General features: G+C 65.6%; 16 protein-coding genes. 3 read left to right on the forward strand and 13 right to left on the reverse strand.

Annotated elements, in window-relative coordinates; genetic code table 11:
• Nucleotides 1-8 precede the first annotated feature (8 nt).
• The 6 genes from VB618_RS02790 to VB618_RS02815 all read right to left on the reverse strand — a co-directional run bounded on the left by VB618_RS02790 (nucleotide 9) and on the right by VB618_RS02815 (nucleotide 6,290).
• Nucleotides 9-965, reverse strand: coding sequence for a branched-chain amino acid ABC transporter permease (locus tag VB618_RS02790; protein WP_329794967.1), 957 nt, complete (start codon nucleotides 963-965; stop codon nucleotides 9-11).
• A 9-nt stretch (nucleotides 966-974) separates the two neighbouring features.
• Nucleotides 975-1,775, reverse strand: a complete 801-nt coding sequence (locus tag VB618_RS02795) for an ABC transporter ATP-binding protein (protein ID WP_329794968.1) — start codon at nucleotides 1,773-1,775, stop codon at nucleotides 975-977.
• On the reverse strand, nucleotides 1,772-3,748 hold the full coding sequence (locus VB618_RS02800; RefSeq protein WP_329794969.1) for an AMP-dependent synthetase/ligase: 1,977 nt from the start codon (nucleotides 3,746-3,748) through the stop codon (nucleotides 1,772-1,774). The genes VB618_RS02795 and VB618_RS02800 overlap by 4 nt, the downstream gene beginning before the upstream one ends.
• 251 nt (nucleotides 3,749-3,999) lie before the next feature.
• Nucleotides 4,000-4,203 (reverse strand): hypothetical protein, encoded by a 204-nt coding sequence (locus VB618_RS02805; protein ID WP_329794970.1) that lies wholly within the window; start codon nucleotides 4,201-4,203, stop codon nucleotides 4,000-4,002.
• 284 nt (nucleotides 4,204-4,487) lie between these two features.
• Nucleotides 4,488-4,655 carry a hypothetical protein gene (locus VB618_RS02810; protein WP_329794971.1) on the reverse strand — a complete coding sequence of 56 codons (168 nt, stop codon included), beginning with the start codon at nucleotides 4,653-4,655 and terminating at the stop codon, nucleotides 4,488-4,490.
• Nucleotides 4,656-4,721: 66 nt separating this feature from the next.
• Entirely contained in the window at nucleotides 4,722-6,290 is a 1,569-nt protein-coding gene (locus VB618_RS02815) for a sensor histidine kinase (protein ID WP_329794972.1), read from the reverse strand.
• A 181-nt stretch (nucleotides 6,291-6,471) separates the two neighbouring features.
• On the opposite strand from VB618_RS02815, the gene VB618_RS02820 reads away from it, so the two are divergent.
• Nucleotides 6,472-6,846, forward strand: coding sequence for a response regulator (locus tag VB618_RS02820; RefSeq protein ID WP_329794973.1), 375 nt, complete (start codon nucleotides 6,472-6,474; stop codon nucleotides 6,844-6,846).
• Between the two features lie 12 nt (nucleotides 6,847-6,858).
• Here VB618_RS02820 and VB618_RS02825 read toward each other — a convergent pair whose 3' ends face one another.
• Nucleotides 6,859-8,181, reverse strand: a complete 1,323-nt coding sequence (locus tag VB618_RS02825; protein WP_329794974.1) for a cobyrinate a,c-diamide synthase — start codon at nucleotides 8,179-8,181, stop codon at nucleotides 6,859-6,861.
• On the reverse strand, nucleotides 8,178-8,972 hold the full coding sequence (cobA, locus tag VB618_RS02830) for a uroporphyrinogen-III C-methyltransferase (protein WP_329794975.1): 795 nt from the start codon (nucleotides 8,970-8,972) through the stop codon (nucleotides 8,178-8,180). The genes VB618_RS02825 and cobA overlap by 4 nt, the downstream gene beginning before the upstream one ends.
• A 71-nt stretch (nucleotides 8,973-9,043) precedes the next feature.
• On the opposite strand from cobA, the gene VB618_RS02835 reads away from it, so the two are divergent.
• Nucleotides 9,044-10,147: a cobalt-precorrin-5B (C(1))-methyltransferase gene (locus VB618_RS02835; RefSeq protein ID WP_329794976.1), complete on the forward strand. Its 1,104-nt coding sequence runs from the start codon at nucleotides 9,044-9,046 to the stop codon at nucleotides 10,145-10,147.
• Nucleotides 10,148-10,158: 11 nt separating this feature from the next.
• On the opposite strand, the gene cobM is transcribed toward VB618_RS02835, so the two are convergent.
• From cobM to cbiE, 3 genes are read right to left on the reverse strand one after another with little or no spacing between them, the layout of a single operon-like run.
• Nucleotides 10,159-10,932 (reverse strand): precorrin-4 C(11)-methyltransferase, encoded by a 774-nt coding sequence (gene cobM, locus VB618_RS02840; RefSeq protein WP_329794977.1) that lies wholly within the window; start codon nucleotides 10,930-10,932, stop codon nucleotides 10,159-10,161.
• Nucleotides 10,929-11,315: a cobalamin biosynthesis protein gene (locus tag VB618_RS02845; protein ID WP_329794979.1), complete on the reverse strand. Its 387-nt coding sequence runs from the start codon at nucleotides 11,313-11,315 to the stop codon at nucleotides 10,929-10,931. Before VB618_RS02845 ends, cobM begins: the two co-directional genes overlap by 4 nt.
• Nucleotides 11,312-12,523, reverse strand: coding sequence for a precorrin-6y C5,15-methyltransferase (decarboxylating) subunit CbiE (gene cbiE / locus VB618_RS02850; protein WP_329794980.1), 1,212 nt, complete (start codon nucleotides 12,521-12,523; stop codon nucleotides 11,312-11,314). The genes VB618_RS02845 and cbiE overlap by 4 nt, the downstream gene beginning before the upstream one ends.
• A 37-nt stretch (nucleotides 12,524-12,560) precedes the next feature.
• Between cbiE and VB618_RS02855 the strand changes: the two genes are divergently transcribed.
• Complete coding sequence (locus tag VB618_RS02855; protein WP_329795119.1) at nucleotides 12,561-13,313, forward strand: cobalt-precorrin-6A reductase; 753 nt, start codon at nucleotides 12,561-12,563, stop codon at nucleotides 13,311-13,313.
• On the opposite strand, the gene cobJ is transcribed toward VB618_RS02855, so the two are convergent.
• Entirely contained in the window at nucleotides 13,295-14,059 is a 765-nt protein-coding gene (gene cobJ, locus VB618_RS02860) for a precorrin-3B C(17)-methyltransferase (RefSeq protein WP_329794981.1), read from the reverse strand. The genes VB618_RS02855 and cobJ overlap by 19 nt on opposite strands.
• Nucleotides 14,056-14,796, reverse strand: coding sequence for a precorrin-2 C(20)-methyltransferase (locus VB618_RS02865; protein WP_329794982.1), 741 nt, complete (start codon nucleotides 14,794-14,796; stop codon nucleotides 14,056-14,058). Before VB618_RS02865 ends, cobJ begins: the two co-directional genes overlap by 4 nt.
• Nucleotides 14,797-14,802 lie beyond the last annotated feature (6 nt).

A 14,802-nucleotide genomic window follows, 5' to 3' on the forward strand; every position in this document is an offset into this window, starting at 1 on the left:
GTTCCCTCTTAAATCCGTTCGATGATCTTCTCGCCGAACAGCCCTTGCGGTCTGTAGAGCAGGAAGAGCAGGGCGATCACATAGGCGAGCCAGGTCTCGACGCCTCCGCCCACGAGCGGCCCCCAGTAGAACTCGCCGATCTTCTCGCCCACACCGATGATCAGCCCGCCGATGATGGCGCCGGGAATGGAGGTGAAGCCGCCGAGGATGAGCACGGGTAGCGCTTTCAACGCGATGATCTGGAGCGAGAAGGATACCCCCGAGCGTGCGCCCCACATGATGCCCGCGACCAGAGCTACCAAGCCTGCGGCAAACCAGACGATGACCCAGATCTGATTGAGCGAGATACCGACCGAGAGCGCCGCCTTGTGGCTGTCGGCCACCGCGCGGAGCGCCCGGCCGATGCGGGTCTTGGAGAAGAACACGGCAAGCAGGCCGATCATGATCGAGGCGATGACGGCGGCAGCGATATCGAGGTGCTGGAAGCGCACCATTCCGCCCAGCATGTCCAGTTCCGTCGTGCCCTGGGGTAGGAACAACGCCTCGGTGATCATTTCCTTCGGGTTGCCGCCGAAGATCAGCTCGCCGAACCCGATGAGGAAGTAGGTGAGCCCGAAGGTCGCCATGAACAGGATGATGTCGGGCTGGTTGACGAGCGGGCGCAGCACCACCCGCTCCACCACCACGGCCAGGACGAGCATCGTCAGGGCCGCCAGGATCAGGGCCAGGAAGGCCGGTACGCCCTTCTCATAGAGACCCACCAGGGTCAGGGCCGCAAACACGACCATGATGCCTTGAGCGAAGTTGAACACGCCCGAGGCCTTGAAGATGAGCACGAAGCCGAGCGCGATCAACGCATAGAGCACGCCGGAGACGAGCCCCTCCCAAAGGGTCTGGATCAGGAGATCCGGCGCCTCGCCCATGAAGACGAAGGGCTCGATGAAGACCTTATACAGAATGTCCATCGCCCGCCCTCAATGCGCCACGCCGAGATAGGCATCGATCACGCGCTGGTCGCTCTTGACCACTTGCGGCGTTCCGTCGGCGATCTTGCGCCCGTATTCCAGCACCACGACCCGGTCGGAGAGATCCATCACCACGCCCATGTCATGCTCGATGAGCGCGATGGTGGTGCCGTATTGCTGGTTCACCTCGAGGATAAAGCGCGACATGTCCTCCTTCTCCTCGAGGTTCATGCCGGCCATGGGCTCGTCGAGGAGAAGAAGCTCCGGCTCCATGGCGAGCGCCCGCCCGAGCTCGACCCGCTTCTGCAAACCGTAGGGCAGCTTTCCGACAGGCGTCTTGCGGATATGCTGGATCTCGAGGAAATCGATGATCTCTTCCACGAAGCGGCGGTGCGCGACCTCCTCCTTCATGGCCGGACCATGGCGGAAGAGCTGCCAGAAGAAGTTCGACCGCATCTTGATCGAGCGGCCGGCCATGATGTTGTCCAGCGTCGACATGCTCTTGAAGAGAGCTACGTTCTGGAAGGTGCGGGCGATGCCGCCCCGCGCTGCCTCGTGGGGACGCATCTTCGGGCGCTTGACGCCCTTGAAGGTGATGCGCCCTTCCGTCGGGTAGTAGAAGCCGTTGATGCAGTTGAGCATCGAGGTCTTGCCGGCGCCGTTCGGCCCGATGATGGCGCGGATCTCGCTCTTGCGGATGTCGAACGACACATCGGTGAGCGCCTTCACGCCGCCGAAGCCCAGCGAAACGTTGTCCACCGCGAGCAGCACGTCGCCCTTGGCGAAGACGGGATTGTCGGGCGCTCTCATTCCGCGGCCTCCAGTACATGTCCCTTGTCGGCCGGATAGAGCGTCATGTCCTTGATCTTGACCCGTGCGGAGATCACACCCTTGCGACCGTCCTCGAAGGTGACTTCCGTCGAAATGTCCGCCTCGGCCGAGCCGTCGTAGAGTGCCTGGATGAGGGGAGCATACCGGTCGGCGATGAAGCCGCGGCGCACCTTCTGCGTCCGCGTGAGCTCACCGTCGTCGGCATCGAGCTCCTTGTGCAGAATGAGGAAGCGCTTGATCTGCGCGCCCCCCATGCGGGGCTCGGAGGCAAGCGAACGGTTCACCTCGTCCACATGCTTCTCGATCATCTCGTAGACGCGCGGATGGCCGGCGAGCTCCTGATAGGAGGCATAAGTGACGCCGTTTCGCTCGGCCCAATTGCTCACCGCCACGAGGTCGATGTTGATGAAGGCCGCCACATAGTCGCGCCCGTCGCCGAAGCAGACCGCTTCCTTGATGTTGGGATAAAACTTCAGCTTGTTCTCGAGGTATTTCGGCGGGAAGAGCGCGCCGTCGCGCATCTTGCCCACATCCTTGGCGCGGTCGATAATCTTGAGATGGCCATTCGCATCGAAGAAGCCGGCGTCGCCCGAATGCACGAAGCCGTCGGGAGTCTTCGTCTCCGCCGTCTTCTCGTCGTCCTTGTAGTAGCCCACGAAGACGCCGGGCGAGCGGTAGAGCACCTCGCCGTTGTCCGCGATACGGATCTCCACCTGGGGAGCAGGGCGGCCCACGGTGTCGGCGCGGATCTCGCCGTCGGGCTGCATGGTGATGTAGACGGATGCTTCCGTCTGCCCGTAGAGCTGTTTCAGGTTCACGCCGATGGAGCGGTAGAAGCGGAAGATCTCGGGGCCGATGGCTTCGCCCGCGGTGTAGCCCACCTTCACCCGCGTCATGCCGAAGCGGTTGCGCAACGGTGCGTAGACGAGCACGTTGCCGAGCTTCCAGAGGAAGCGGTCCCAGGCGTTGACGCCCGGCTCCCTGTTCAGGATCCTCTCGCCGACTTTGTTGGCGTGGTCGATGAAGTAGCGGAACATGCGCCGCTTGAGCGCGCTCGCATCCTCGATGCGCACCATGGTCAGCGTCAGCATGCTCTCGAAGATGCGCGGCGGAGCGAACACGTAGGTGGCGCCGATCTCACGCCGGTCGTCCGCCACCGTCTCCGGGCTCTCGGGGCAGTTGACGCACAAGCCCGCGAGGAAGGCCTGCGCGTAGGAGAAGATGTGGTCGCCGACCCAGGCGATCGGCAGATAGGCCATGATCTCGTCGGTTTCGTCGAGCTTGTCGAAATCGCAGCCGATCTCGGCTGCTGCGATCACCGCATCGGAGGTGAGCATCACGCCCTTAGGGCGGCCCGTGGTGCCTGAGGTGTAGAGAATGATCGCGAGGTCCGAGCCCTTGCCGTCCTGGAGAATGCGCTCGATGGCTTCTGCCTCCTGAGCATCCGCCAGCCGCGCGCGGCCCTCCTCCACGACGGATTGAATGGAGTGCAAATGGCCGTGATCGTAATCCCTCAGGCCTTTCTGCTCGTCATAGAGAACATGCTGAATCTGCGGCAGCTGCTCGGACACGGAGAGAAGCTTGTCGACCTGCTCCTGGTTCTGCACGGCCGCATGGGTCACCTCCGCGTGGGCCAGCACATAGGCCATCTCGTCAGCGACGGAATCCGCGTAGACCGGGATCGGGATCGCGCCGATCCATTGCGCTGCGGCGATGCTCCAGTAGAGATAGGGGCGGTTGTAGCCGATGATCGCGATCTTGCCGCCGCGCTTCAGGCCAAGCGCCTGCAACCCGCTGGCATAGGCCCGCACGATCTCGTGCACCTCGCCCCATGTCCAGGATTGCCAGATTCCCAGGTCTTTGTGCCGAAACGCCGTGCGGTTCGGGCGCGTGCGCGCGTTGCGCACCAGCAGTTTTGGAAAGGTATCCGCGCGCGCATCTGCTGCCGTCAAAGACGTCAATCTCCCTGGCACTCGCGCGTCTTCTGGCGCGGTATGGCTACGTTCCCTCTTGATGCATGGCCGTACCGGCGCATGCACCTGCCGGTCTTTTTGCCGGCTGCCCGTTCAGGGCGTCGTTGGGGAAGTATTCTGTCGTGCCCACCCAGGGAGGGCAAGGGCCATCACCCGCTACCATGGGCTAATACGCCGCCGGATTATGTTTCCGGCGGGAGCATTGGCGGATCAAATTTCAAGCGGTTTTTCTACGGGACGGCCGTGAGGGCTGCGGGCTCGATCTCATCGGCCCTGACGAGACGCTCACAGCCCACCGTATTCTTGACCCGGTAGACAGCGTAGCCATCTGCCCGCGAGACCAGACAAACGATGCAGTAGGTCCGGCGATCCGAATAGCCCGAGGCAGGTCTGGTAATCCGGACAAGCTGCCCGATATGGAATGCCTCTTTCATGGGCGCCTCCACGATCCTCGACGCAAGGGGAGGAGCTGCCAAGCTCGAATGCCCACTCGCGTTCTTCCACGCTTTGGCCAGATCAGGAAGGAAGGCTGCGGCAAAAGGATGACGGTTCGTCCCTTTGGCTCCTGCCGCGGCATGATGCCGTCCCCGTTCCAGACATGACAGGCGTAAGAAGACCCCAGATCCCCTGCAGGCGCATTAACATGAGATAATCCCCGAGGCGCACGCTCAGCGTCGCAGCCTCGGGATCACTCCACATTTCGAAGAAGGTGTTCAGCCTATTGCGCAGGCGGACCGGCCGGACGGCTGGGAGTAGTGGGGTTGGTAGGCGTCGTGTTGGCCGGCTGGTTGTTGTTCTCCGTGCTGCCCGTCTGGTCCGGCCCGTCGTCGCCGCAGGCGGACAGGGCGAGCAGGGCAGCCAGCGGCAGGATCAGTTTCAGGCGCATAGTGGTCTCCTTGTTGGGCCCTGTTCAACTCCCATCCTGTCCGGTAGTTCAACGATTGGCCTCAGCTCAGCCTGGCTGCGTCGGCATTGTCACCACGAAACGCGCACCCGTGGGAGAGTTCGCGCCCGCCTCCACCTGAGCCTGCAACTGTCGGGCAATGTTGACGATGAGGCGCGATCCGAGACTCTGGCGGTGCTTGGAGAAGTCGAACTCGGCCGGAAGACCGACGCCCTGATCGGCCACCTCCAGCCGGAGCTGGCCTCCGCCGTCCGAAAGGCGCACCTGCACGGACCCGCCGCCGCCCTCCGGATAGGCATACTTGAACGCGTTGGTGACGATCTCGTTGAGCAGCAGGCCCAGGGAGATCGCCCGATCGGTCGATATGATCACTGACTGACCCTGGAAATCGAGCCTGTGCTCCATGGCTGTTTCCTGCAGCTTGTGACAAAGGTCATTGAGGAAGCCGCAGAGGTCGACGCTCTGCGCATCGTATTGCCGCCAGAGCCGGTCGTGGATCTGCGCAATCGTCTGGACTCGCGCATAGGCATCCTCCAGAGCCCGCCGAGCCTCAGGGCTCGTCGTCGAACGCGACTGAAGTCCGAGCAGACTCGCCACCAGGGCCAGGGAGTTCTTGACCCGGTGGCTGACTTCTTGGGTCATCAAGTGGTTCCGCTCCTCCGCCTCGCGCTGCTCGGTCACGTCGGTGTTGGTGCCGAACCAGCGCAAAATTCTGCCGTCGCCGTCGCGGATCGGCAGGGCACGGGAGAGAAACCAGCGGTAGAAACCATCCTGGCCGCGGAGCGGGAAAGTGTCCTCCCACGGCTCGCCCGTCTCGAAGGAGCGGCGGAAGCGCTCCAGCACCCGCTCCAGGTGATCGGGGTGATGCAGTGAGCGCCAGCCCCAACCTTTGATCTCCTCAAGGCTCACGCCCGTGTAGTCGAAGACGCGCTGGTTGTACCAATAGATCGAGCCGGAAGGGTCAGCCATCCAGGCGAGCTGCGGGATGGAATTGGCCAAGGTGCGGAAGCTCTCTTCGCTCTCCTGCACCGCTCCCTCGATCCTGACGCGCTCCATGGCGACACCCAGGACATTGGCGACGCCCTCCAGGAAAGCGATGTCGGCCTGGGTGAACTTGTTCTCCTGCGGGCTGTCGACCTCAAGAACTCCGAAGGGCCAGTCGCGCCCGCGGATCGGCACGTTGATCGCACGGCGCACGCCATGCTCGACCATGATCGGAGAAGTGCGGAAACGATCCTCGCCTTCGGCAGCGGGCGCTCCAAGATGGCTGGAGAGCACGGCCTCTCCGGTTCGGAAAGAGTAGCCTGCCGCAGATCCCAGGTCGGCCGACGCACGAGCGTGCCCGACCACGCCCGGCCGCCAGCCGATGCCGGCCCGGAGGAAGAACTTGTCTTCTTCCGGGCGATACTCGAGCACTTTCGACAGCTCGCCTCCAAGGCCGTTTGCGCCGATCCTGCAGGCCTCCTGCAGGAGAGCGTCGAGATCCGTTGCCTGCAAGGCGAAGAGGCCGAAACCCGCCAGAACCTCCTGTTGCCGGAGCCGGTACGCCAGCTCCTCGGAGCGGTGCGATAGGGGGAGGAGTTCGGCTCCTCTAGACTGCGATGGGCTGCTGCTCACAAGCCGGACTCATCATAGGATGTGAAAATGCTAACCTTCCGGAACGTGTGTTTGCGAAGCTCTGTTCCCGCACCTGACCTATTCGAAGGCATGGCTGCCCCTCGTCCATAGGCCGGAACAGCCGTCGACATGGCGAATTGACTCGATCTGAGGCCTTTGCCCTGCAACCGAGGAGGCCGGAATGTTGAATGGCTTGCGTGTTCTCGTGGTCGAAGACGATCCTGCCATCGCAACGGACATCAGCGACCTGATCGAGCGGGCCGAGGGTGAGGTGATCGGCCCTGTTGGATCGATCCGCGAGGCGAGGCAGACCGTCAAGGCCGATCAGGCCATCGACGCGGCGGTGCTCGACGTCAACCTGGGAGACGGGGATGTCACGCCCGTGCTCGAATCCTTACGCGCCCGGAAGGTAGGTGTCGTGGTCTATACCGGGAGCGCCGGCTTGCCATCGGGGGTGGGCGAGCGCCATCCCGATATCGTCGTGCTCCAGAAGCCCGTTCAGCCCGGCCGTCTCGTCGGCGAAATCCAGCGCGCCTGTCGCAGCCTGAGCGCGTGAGGGATCACACCGTCAGCGCGTAGCGATGGTGTGGAAGAAGCTGCCCGTCACGGGACCATTGCGGTGGCCGGCGATGCCGAGGTCCTGGCCTTCCGCATCTGTGATCCTGGCGAATGCAGCGTCTCCGGACATGTCGCTCTGCGTCACTGAGGCATAATGGAATTCATGGCCGACGAGGCATTGGCCCGCAGGTCCCATGATTCCACCACGGAGCAGATGCGCGATCCTGTAGCCGAGATGCATCCGGCGCTTGGCATAGCTCGTCTCGACCGGCAGGAGGCCCGCCATGGGATGCACATGGCCATCGCCATCCTCCAAGGACTGGCCCAACACCATGTAGCCGCCGCACTCGCCATGGATGGGTCGGCTCCCTGCAAAACTCCGCAACCCTCCGAGAAAGCGCCGGGCTTCCGCAATGCGCCCGGCATGAAGCTCCGGGTAGCCTCCGGGCAGCCAGCAGACGTCGCAATCCGAGGGCGGAGGCTCATCGGCGAGAGGCGAGAAGGTCGCGATCTCGGCCCCAGCCTTGCGCCATCCGGCGAGCACATGCGGATAGACGAAGGAGAAAGCCTGATCGGATGCCAGCGCGATGCGCTGGCCTGGCGGTGCCAAGGGGATCACTTCGTCATCGCTATCGACCTGGGTCGGGCGAGCAAGGGCCACGAGCCGGTCGAGATCGACGGCGCCTTCCACCGCATCGGCCAAGCGCTCCAGCCGCGCGTCGAGCTCCTCGGTCTCGCCCGCCTGCACGAGGCCGAGATGGCGCTCGGGCAGGGCCAGATCCGTGTTGCGCGTAAGCGCCCCGAGAACGGGCAAGCCGATGCGGGCCATGCCGTCCTCCACCAGCCTGCGGTGCCGCTCGCTTGCGACCTTGTTCAGCACCACGCCGGCCACATGGATTCGCGGATCGAACCGGGCGCAGCCGAGCGCGACGGCGGCGGCCGATTGCGCGTGTCCCGACACGTCCAGCACGAGGATCACCGGCCAGCCGAACAGGGCCGCGATGTCGGCGCTTGCGCCCGTGTGGCCGATCTCCTGGCGGATGCCGTCGAAGAGGCCCATCGAGCCTTCGGCAAGCACGAGATCGGCGTCGCCGGCGGCCTGCGATGCGATGGATCCGAGCAGGGGCCTGCTCATCGCGAAGCTGTCGAGATTGAAGCTCGGCGCGCTGGTGGCCGCCGCGTGGAAGGCTGGGTCGATGTAATCGGGACCGCATTTCACGCCGCGCACGTTGAGGCCCCTTCGGGCGAGCGCCCGCTGGAGGCCGAGCACCACAGTGGTCTTGCCCGATCCCGAGCGGGGCGCGGCGATCAACAGGCCGGGGCCGAGGTTCACTGCGCGGCCTCGCTGCCGAACTCGAGGAGATGATTGGCGATGGCCGAGCGGAACGCCGCGATGGCCCCGATGGCCACGATGGCCGGCGAACGGATGAGCCCATCCTCGGCGAGCTTCGGCAGGGTCGCGAGCGTTCCCTCCACGACGCTCTCTTTGGCGGTCGTTGCGCCATGGACCACGAGCGCCGGCGTATCGCCGGACAATCCGCCCTCCATGAGACCCTGCACGATGGAGGGAAGGTTCGAGACTGCCATGTAGAGCACGATGGGCGCGCCGGTGCGGGCAAGCGACGCCCATTCGATCTCCGCATCCGGGGCAGGATGGCCGGTGGCCAGGATGACCGCATGGTTCGTCTTGCGCATGGTCGCCGGCACGCCGTGGATGGCAAGCGACGCGAGCCCGCTCGAGACGCCCGGTATGATGCGGAAGGGAATGCCGGCCTCGGACAAAGCCAGCGCTTCCTCACCGCCGCGCCCGAAGATGAAGGGATCGCCGCCTTTGAGCCGCAGCACCCTCTTGCCCTCGCGGGCGAGCTGGACCAATCGTTCGCAGATGTCCCGCTGCACAGCCGATGGCTTGCCGCCGCGCTTGCCGGCGAATTCCAGAGCTGCGCCTTCGCGGGCGAAGGAGAGAACGGCGGGATCGACGAGGGCGTCGTAGACGATGACGTCGGCCTTCGCGAGGGCGTTCAGCGCATGGATCGTGAGCAGGCCGGGATCGCCCGGGCCTGCGCCGACGAGCCAGACCGTGCCGGGCGCGAAGGGCGGCGTGAGGCGGGAGAGGGCGGTCATGCGGGTCTCCCGTCGTGACCGGCCATCCCGAGATGGCTGTTGGAATTCATGAGGACGTTGTAAGAGGGCTTATGGACGAGAGTAAACCCGCCGGACCATTGCGCCGTGGCTGGACCACGGGCGCCTGCGCCACGGCGGCGGCCAAGGCGGCCTATATCGGTTGGCAGACGGGCGATTGTCCCGATCCCGTCGAGATCGTGCTGCCGGGCGGCGCCAGGCCGGCTTTCTCCCTCGCGCTCATGGAAACCACCGAAGGCGGCGCGCGCGTCGGCATCGTCAAGGATGCGGGCGACGATCCGGACGTCACTCATGGCGCCCTGGTGATCACAACCGTCCGTGCCGGCGCGCCGGGTTCGGGCGTGATCTTCCGCGCGGGCGAGGGCGTCGGCACCGTCACCCGTGCAGGCCTCCCCCTGCCGCCAGGCGAGCCCGCTATCAATCCGGTGCCGCGCCAGATGATCCGCGACAACCTGGAGGAGGCGGCGCGCAGCCTTGGTGGGCCTAGGGACATCGAGGTCGAGATCTCCATCCCGGGCGGCGAGGCCATCGCGCAGAAGACCCTCAACCCACGCCTTGGCATCCTCGGGGGATTGTCGATCCTCGGCACCACCGGGGTGGTGGTTCCCTATTCCTGTGCGGCATGGATCCACAGCATCTATCGCGGCATCGATGTCGCCCGTGCAGGCGGTCTCGACCATGTGGCGGGCGCTACGGGCTCCACCTCCGAGAAGGCCGTGCAGGCGCTCTACAACCTGCCGGACCATGCTCTTATCGACATGGGCGATTTCGCCGGCGGCATGTTGAAGTACCTGCGCCGCAATCCCGTGCCGAAGGTCACCATTGCGGGCGGCTTCGCCAAGATGACCAAGCTCGGTCAGGGCCTGCTCGACCTGCATTCGCGCTCCGGCGCAGTCGATCTCGCATGGCTTGCCGAACGCCTGCTCGAAGCCGGTGCCGAGTCCAGCATCGCGGAGCAGGCGCGTAGCGCTAACACCGCACTCGAAGTGCTGGAAACCGCCAAAGGCCTCGGCCTTCCGCTGGCCGACGTGGTGGCGCAGCATGCGTGGCAGACTGCCGCCAAGGCCTTGCGGGGAACAGCCATCGCCCTTGAGATCATCGTGTTCGACCGCAACGGCCAGCTTGTGGGCCGCGTGCCGTTTCACCCGGTGGCCTGACACCGCGTGTCTCATCGGCTGCCCTCGCGAGCGTTGGGGCGGAAGCGCCGGTCGTAATCGGTCGAGTAGAGGGCGCTGTCGCGGAAGTCCTTTGCCTCCAGCGTTCGTCCCACCAGGATCAGCGCCGTGCGTTCGAGCTTCTCGGCGCGGACCATGGCGGCGATCGTGCCGAGCGTTCCCTTGATCACCCGCTCGTCCGGCCAGGAGGCGCGCCAGACCACCGCCGCGGGACAATCGGCACCGTAGGCGGGCAACAGATCCTCCACCACCTGCTCGATGACATGGATCGACAGGTGAATGGCGAGTGTCGCCCTAGTCTGTGCGAAGGTGGCAAGGCGTTCCGTCTCCGGCATGGCGGAGGCCCGACCCGATGTGCGCGTGAGCACCACCGATTGCCCGACCTCCGGCACGGTCAGTTCCCGCCCCAGGGCAGCCGCCGCTGCCGCGAAGGAGGGCACGCCCGGCGTGATCGTGTAGGGGATGCATAAGGTATCTAGCCGCCGCAGCTGCTCGCCCATGGCGCTCCAGATCGAGAGATCGCCCGAATGCAGCCGCGCCACATCCTCACCGCGCTCATGCGCCCGCATGTATTCGGCCGTGATGGCGTCGAGGTCGAGGGGCGCCGTGTCCACGAGCCGCGCGCCGGGCGGGCACCAGGTCAGGATCTCCGGCGGCACAATGGAGCCGGCATAGAGGCAGACCGGGCAGCGTTCGATGAGCGCGCGCCCACGCACGGTGATGAGATCAGGGGCGCCGGGGCCCGCCCCGATGAAATGGACCGTCATGAGCCGATCTCCGAACGCGCAAGGGCGCAGGTGGCGGAGGCTGATGAGATGCGCTCCAGGATGAGTTTTGAATGAGGTCCTGAAGCGGCAAGCGCTGCAGCTTCCGCAACCGATCCGACTCCATGCGCCGCGATGGAGCGGGCCGATTGCGTGCGCACATAAGGCGCAGTTGCCGAGAGAGCAGTTTGCACAACAGCTATCGTCACCACATCAAGCCGACGGGCGGCCTCCGTGAAGGCAGGCAGGGAGGCCAACGCTTCGATGGTGGCAAGTCTGCTCAGGGCATTGCGTGCAAGCGCCGCGCGCTCCAGCGCCTGCTCGACGAGCGCCACGATCTCATCGGCCTCGACGCTGCGCCTGAACCCTACACCGGCCACGATCATGGCTTCGTCACCACCCATTGCGTAACGGGCATTGCCGCCCGCCAGCCATGCATGCCGCCGACGGCTTCAAGGCGCGAGAGCGCCAAGCGCCGCATGGTGCCGCCGTGGCGGGCGTAGAGCGTTCCGAGCAAGGTCTCGGTTTCCAGGGTCACGGCGTTGACGACCAGACGGCCGCCGGGTTTGAGCGCTGCCCAGGCCGTCTCGAACACGCCGGGTTCCGACGCGCCGCCGCCGATGAAGATGGCATCCGGCGCCGGCAGGTCGGCCAGGGCCTCAGGCGCCTGCCCGATGCGGATGTCGAGAGCCGTTGCGCCGAGTTCGAGCGCATTGCGCCGCGCCCGCTCGGCGCGCTCCGGTCGTTCGTCGATGCCGATGCAGCGATTGCGCAAATGGCGCAGGCACCACTCGATGCCGACGGAGCCGGCGCCCAGGCCGATGTCCCACAACAGCTCACCAGCCTTCGGCGCGAGGGCCGCCAGCGTTAGCGCGCGGATCTCCGCCTTGGTGAGCTGGCCGTCATTCTCGAACCAGGAATCGAGAAGACCGGACGTGAGGGGAACGACACGGGCGTCCCGTGATGGCACGATCTCGATTGCGACGGTGTTGAGAGGGTCGATCTCGCCGATATCGAACCGGTCCGCACCGGCACCGCGGATGCGCTCGCGCGGGCCACCCATGGCTTCCAGTACGGTGATCGTCGAGGCGCCCATGCCGCGCGCCCTCAGCAGATCCGCGAGCTTGCCCGGCGTCGACCCATCCCATGACAGGGCGAGAATGCGAGCACCCGGTTGCAGGTAGGGAATAATCCGCGCCAGTGCCCGCCCGTGCAGGCTCACGCAATCGCAATCCGGCAGCGACCATCCGAGGCGCGCGGCCGCGAGGCTGAAGGCGGAGGGCTGCGGATGGGAGACGACTTCCTCTGCCGGGATCAGGCGCGCGAGTTCCGCACCCACACCATAATGAAACGGATCACCCGTTGCCAGAACGCAGGTCGGTTGTCCCCGGCGGGCGAGGACCATCGGATAGCCCTCCGCAAAGGGACTTGGCCAAGTCTGCGTCCTTACTAACAAAGGCGCCGCAAGCTCAAGATGGCGAGCGCCCCCGATGACGAACTCCGCCCCGTCAAGGGCAGCCAGAGCCGCAGGAGAGAGCCCGGCGCGCCCGTCCTCGCCGATGCCGATAATGGTGAGCCAGGGAGCCTTCGTCATGCTCGACTCCGCCTCAGAATTCAGGGAAAAGGGGCGCATGCGCATTCTCATTCTGGGCGGAACGACGGAAGCCTCCGCACTCGCGACGCTTCTTTCCGGCCGATCCGATTTCAGCCCGCTTCTGTCCATGGCCGGGCGCACCAGCGACCCGCGGCCCCTGCCGATCCCCACCCGCATCGGCGGATTCGGCGGCGTTGACGGGCTCGCCGGATTCATGGTGCGGGAGCAGATCGAGGCGGTGATCGACGCCACCCATCCGTTTGCCGCCGTCATGTCGCGCAACGCAGCGGAGGCCTGTGCGCAAGCGCGCGTGCCGCTTCTCGCCCTGCGCCGTCCGCCCTGGACCGCGCAGAAGGGTGACCGGTGGATCGACGTGGTATCGATGGCGGAGGCTGTCCGAGCGTTGGGCGAGGAGCCCCGCCGCGTCTTCCTGACCGTCGGCCGTCTCGAACTGCCGCCCTTCGCGGCCGCGCCGCAGCACACCTACCTCGTGCGCACCATCGAGCCCATAGGTGAGGCGCTGCCGGTGCCGAACGTCATTGCCATCCAGGATCGCGCGCCCTTCGATGAGGCGGCCGAGCGGGCGCTGATGGAGCGCGAAGGCGTGGACGTGGTGGTGACGAAGAATTCCGGCGGTGCCGCGACCTATCCGAAGATCGCGGCGGCGCGCGCTCTCGGCCTGTCCGTCATTATTGTGGCGCGGCCCGAAAAACCACGCGACGTCGATGAGGCCGTGAGTGCCGAGGCGGCCGTCGAATGGCTCGAGCGCCGTCACGGCCGCACCCCGTAGAAGCGGGGCGTATAGACGTAAGGCGCTTGGCCTTCAGACCGCTCTATGAGCTTGGTGGTGCTGGCTCCGATGATCACGATAGTCGACATGTCGGCTATGGACGCTTCGACCTCCGAGAGCGGCAGAGTCCTGATGCGCTCGTCCGGCCGCATGACGGCCCGCGCGAGGATGATCGGCGTGTCGGGGTCACGTGTCTCCGCCACGATCTTGAACGCGGCGCCGAGCTGCCAGGGTCGGGCCGACGAGATCGGGTTGTAGAGCGCCACCACGAAATCCGCTGCAAGCGCCGCGCGCAGACGGGCCTCGACGACCTCCCACGGCTTCAAATTGTCCGACAGCGACATGGCGCAGAAATCGCCGCCGAGCGGCGCGCCTACCCGGGCCGCCGCGGCGAGCATAGCCGTAATGCCGGGCTCCACGCGGATGTCGAGGCTGCGCCACGCCGGATCGCCATTGTCGACGGCCTCAAACACGGCCGCCGCCATGGCGAACACGCCCGGATCACCACCGGACACCACAGCCACGCGGGCACCCTTTGTGGCAAGATCGAGCGCGAAACGCGCCCGGTCGAGTTCGACGCGATTGTCCGATGAATGACGGCGCTGACCGGGGCGCTTCGGCAAACGGTCCACATAAGGCCCATAGCCGACGAGATCTGTGGCAGAGGCGAGCACCTCGGCAGCGGCGGGCGTCAGAAAGCGCGGATCGCCGGGTCCAAGGCCGACGACAGTGAGCAGGCCTGTCATACGCGCCTCCCTTGTCCCGGCACGATGATCAGCGAGAAATAGGGAGCGTCGAAATCCTCAGGTAACTCGGGCAGCGGGACGATCCGCTCCTCCGCCATGGTGGCGCGCTCCACATAGATCGCGCGCTCCAGGAGGCCTGCACTGGCGAGTGCCGCACGCACCTTCGGCAGGTTGCGACCGAGCTTCATGACCACGGCGGCATCTGTGCCCGAAAGACGTCGCGTCAGTTCCGCTTCCGGCAATGTGCCAGGCACGACAGTAAGCACGTCGTCACCCCAGGTGATCGGCGCGCCGGCGCGGGTCCAGGCGCCGGACATGCCGGACACGGCGGGCACGACTTCGGTCGGCACCCTATCCTTCAGCCGCCACCACAGATGCATGAAGGAGCCGTAGAAGAAAGGATCGCCCTCGCACAGCACGGCAACGGTGCGACCGGCTTCGATTTCGGCCAGGAGCCGCGCCGCCGCTTCCTCGTAAAATGGGTTGAGAGCCGCCGCGTAATCCGGGTGATCGGCAGGGACTTCGGTTGTTACCGGATACGCCAGGGCGATCTCCCGCTCCGGGCTCTGTCCAACGATGGCATCCGCGATGGTGCGCGCATTGCCGCGCCTTCCGCGCTTGCAGAAATGGACGAGCCGGTCGGCGCTCTCCAGCACCCTGCGGGCGCGCACGGTCATGTAGTCGGGGTTGCCGGGGCCGAGGCCTAGGCCGAAGAAGCGGATGGTGTCGTTCGCCATGTCCAC

The organism is Microvirga sp. CF3062 (assembly GCF_036314045.1).
GTDB lineage: Bacteria > Pseudomonadota > Alphaproteobacteria > Rhizobiales > Beijerinckiaceae > Microvirga.